The 2698-nt window shown below is 73.2% G+C and carries 1 protein-coding gene and 1 pseudogene; one reads left to right on the top strand and one right to left on the bottom strand.

The features are described 5' to 3' along the window. Window positions 1–243: pseudogene (locus tag SACPADRAFT_RS0213425) on the bottom strand (precorrin-3B synthase); the annotation flags it as partial. Window positions 244–367: 124 nt separating this feature from the next. On the opposite strand from SACPADRAFT_RS0213425, the gene SACPADRAFT_RS0213420 reads away from it, so the two are divergent. Beyond that, a partial coding sequence (locus tag SACPADRAFT_RS0213420) for a cobaltochelatase subunit CobN (protein WP_007027191.1) occupies window positions 368–2698 on the top strand: 2331 nt, incomplete at its 3' end.

Genomic DNA, 2698 nt, shown 5'->3' with positions numbered 1-2698 from the left:
CGCGCCGAGGTCGCGCGCCAGCGCGGCGGCGTCGCGCACCCCGCGCAGTTGCAGATTGCCGCGCGAGGTGAGGTGAACGTCACCGTCGGCCACGCTCTCGGCGGACGCCGCCAGCGCGCGGGCCTGTGCTGGAGTCAGCACCCCGCCGGGCACGCGGATCCGCGCCAGCGCGCCGTCGGCGGCTTCGTGCGTGGTCACGACACCCGGGCAGGCGTCGGCACGCGGACGGTTCGGTGGGGACACGGCCCCTACTGTAGAGCGTGGCCGTGCGTGCCCGTCGCCGCTCGTGTGCACGGTCGAACAGATCACCTTGACGACCACGCGCCGCCGCCACGACAGTGGAGCGGACCAGGGAGGGCTGAACGTCGTGATTCTCTTGCTGTCCACTTCGGACACAGACCTGTTGAGTGCACGGGCCGGTGGGGCCGACTACCGGCTGGCGAACCCGGCCCGTCTCGACCTCGACGACCTGCCCGGTCTGCTGCGCGACGTGCCCGTCGTGGTGGTGCGCATCCTCGGCACCGAGCGCACCTGGGAGCAGGGGCTGCGTACCGTGCGGGAATCCGGCGCGCACGTCGTGGTGCTCGGGGGCGAGCAGACCCCGGACGCGGAGCTGATGGCCCTGTCCACCGTGCCCGCGGGCACGGCCACCGAGGCGCACGCGTACCTGGCGCACGGCGGTCCGGACAACCTCACCGAACTGCACCGCTTCCTCTCCGACACCCTCCTGCTCACCGGCGAGGGCTTCACACCCCCGGTCCCCCAACCCTCCTGGGGCCACCTCCCCCTCCCCGGCGAGTCGACACCCCAGGACCGCGAGTCGCCGGCCCAGGACCGCGAGTCGCCGGCCCAGGACCGCGAGTCGATAGTCCAGGACGCCGACTCGGCGGCCCAGGTCGTCGACTCGCGTGCACCGGGTGGCAACTCGGCGGACCATGGCGTCGACTCGGCGTCGTGGAGCGTCGAGTCGGCGTCACTGGGTGGCGACTCGCGGGCATTGGGTGGCGACTCGCGGCCGGTGGTGGGGATCATCTACTACCGGGCGCACCACCTGGCCGGGAACACGGCGTTCGTGGAGACGCTGGCCGAGCAGGTGCGGGCCGCGGGCGGGCGGCCGATGCCGATCTTCTGCGCCTCGCTGCGCTCGCGCGAGCCGGAGATGCTGGACGAACTGCGCACGGCGGACGTCCTGCTAGTGACGGTGCTCGCCGCGGGCGGCACCCGCCCGGCGGGCGCGAGCGCGGGCGGCGACGACGAGTCCTGGGACGTGGCCGACCTGGCCGAGCTGGACGTGCCCACCCTGCAGGCGATGTGCCTGACCAGCGACCGCGCCACCTGGGAGGCCAACGACGACGGCCTGTCCCCGATGGACGCGGGCAATCAGATGGCCGTGCCGGAGTTCGACGGCAGGCTGATCACGGTGCCGTTCTCGTTCAAGGAGACCGACGCCGACGGCCTGCCCCGCTACGTCCCGGACGCCGAGCGCGCCGCCCGCGTGGCCGGGATCGCGCTGGCCCACGCCCGCCTGCGGCACACCCCGCCCGAGCAGCGCCGGGTCGCGCTGATGCTGTCGGCCTACCCCACCAAGCACGCCCGTGTCGGCAACGCGGTGGGGCTGGACACCCCCGCCTCGGCGGTGGAACTGCTGCGCCGGATGCACGCGCGGGGCTACGACTTCGGCCCGGACGGCGCCGCCACCTTCCCCGGGGTGCAACCGACCGGCACCGACCAGCCGGACGGCGACGCGCTGATCCACGCGCTCATCGAGGCCGGCGGCCAGGACCCGGAGTGGCTCACCGAGGAACAGCTCGCCGGCAACCCGATCCGGGTGCCCGCGCAGCGCTACCGGGAGTGGTTCGACGCGCTGCCCGGCGAGCTGCGCGAGGCGATGATCGAACACTGGGGTCCGCCGCCGGGTGAGCTCTACGTCGACAACGACGAGATCGTGCTCGCCTCACTGCGGGCGGGCAACGTGATACTGATGATCCAGCCGCCGCGCGGGTTCGGCGAGAACCCGGTGGCCATCTACCACGATCCGGACCTGCCGCCCACCCACCACTACCTGGCCACCTACCGCTGGCTGGAGGAGGAGTTCGGCGCGCACGCCGTCGTCCACCTGGGTAAGCACGGGTCGCTGGAGTGGCTGTCCGGCAAGAGCGCGGGCCTGTCGGCCGCCTGCGCGCCGGACGCGGTGCTGGGCGACCTGCCGATGATCTACCCGTTCCTGGTCAACGACCCGGGCGAGGGCGCGCAGGCCAAACGCCGCGCGCACGCCACGATCGTCGACCACCTGGTGCCGCCGATGGCGCGCGCGGAGTCCTACGGCGACATGGCGAAGCTGGAGCAGCTGCTCGACGAGCACGCCAACATCGCCGCGATGGACCCGCCGAAGCTGCCCGCGATCCGGCAGCAGATCTGGACGCTGATCCAGGCCGCCAAGCTCGACCACGACCTCGGCATCACCGAACGCCCGCACGACGCCGAGTTCGACGACTTCCTGCTGCACGTGGACGGCTGGCTGTGCGAGGTCAAGGACGCCCAGATCCGGGACGGCCTGCACGTGCTCGGCGCCGCCCCCACCGGTGAGGCGCGGGTGAACCTGGTGCTGGCGATGCTGCGCGCCCAGCAGATCTGGGGCGGCACGGTCGCCGCGCTGCCCGGTCTGCGCAGCGCGCTGGGCCTGGCCGACGACGCCCCG

Origin of the sequence: Saccharomonospora iraqiensis subsp. paurometabolica YIM 90007 (assembly GCF_000231035.2) — a bacterium.
GTDB lineage: Bacteria > Actinomycetota > Actinomycetes > Mycobacteriales > Pseudonocardiaceae > Saccharomonospora > Saccharomonospora paurometabolica.
This window is presented reverse-complemented; position numbering and strand designations above follow the sequence as displayed.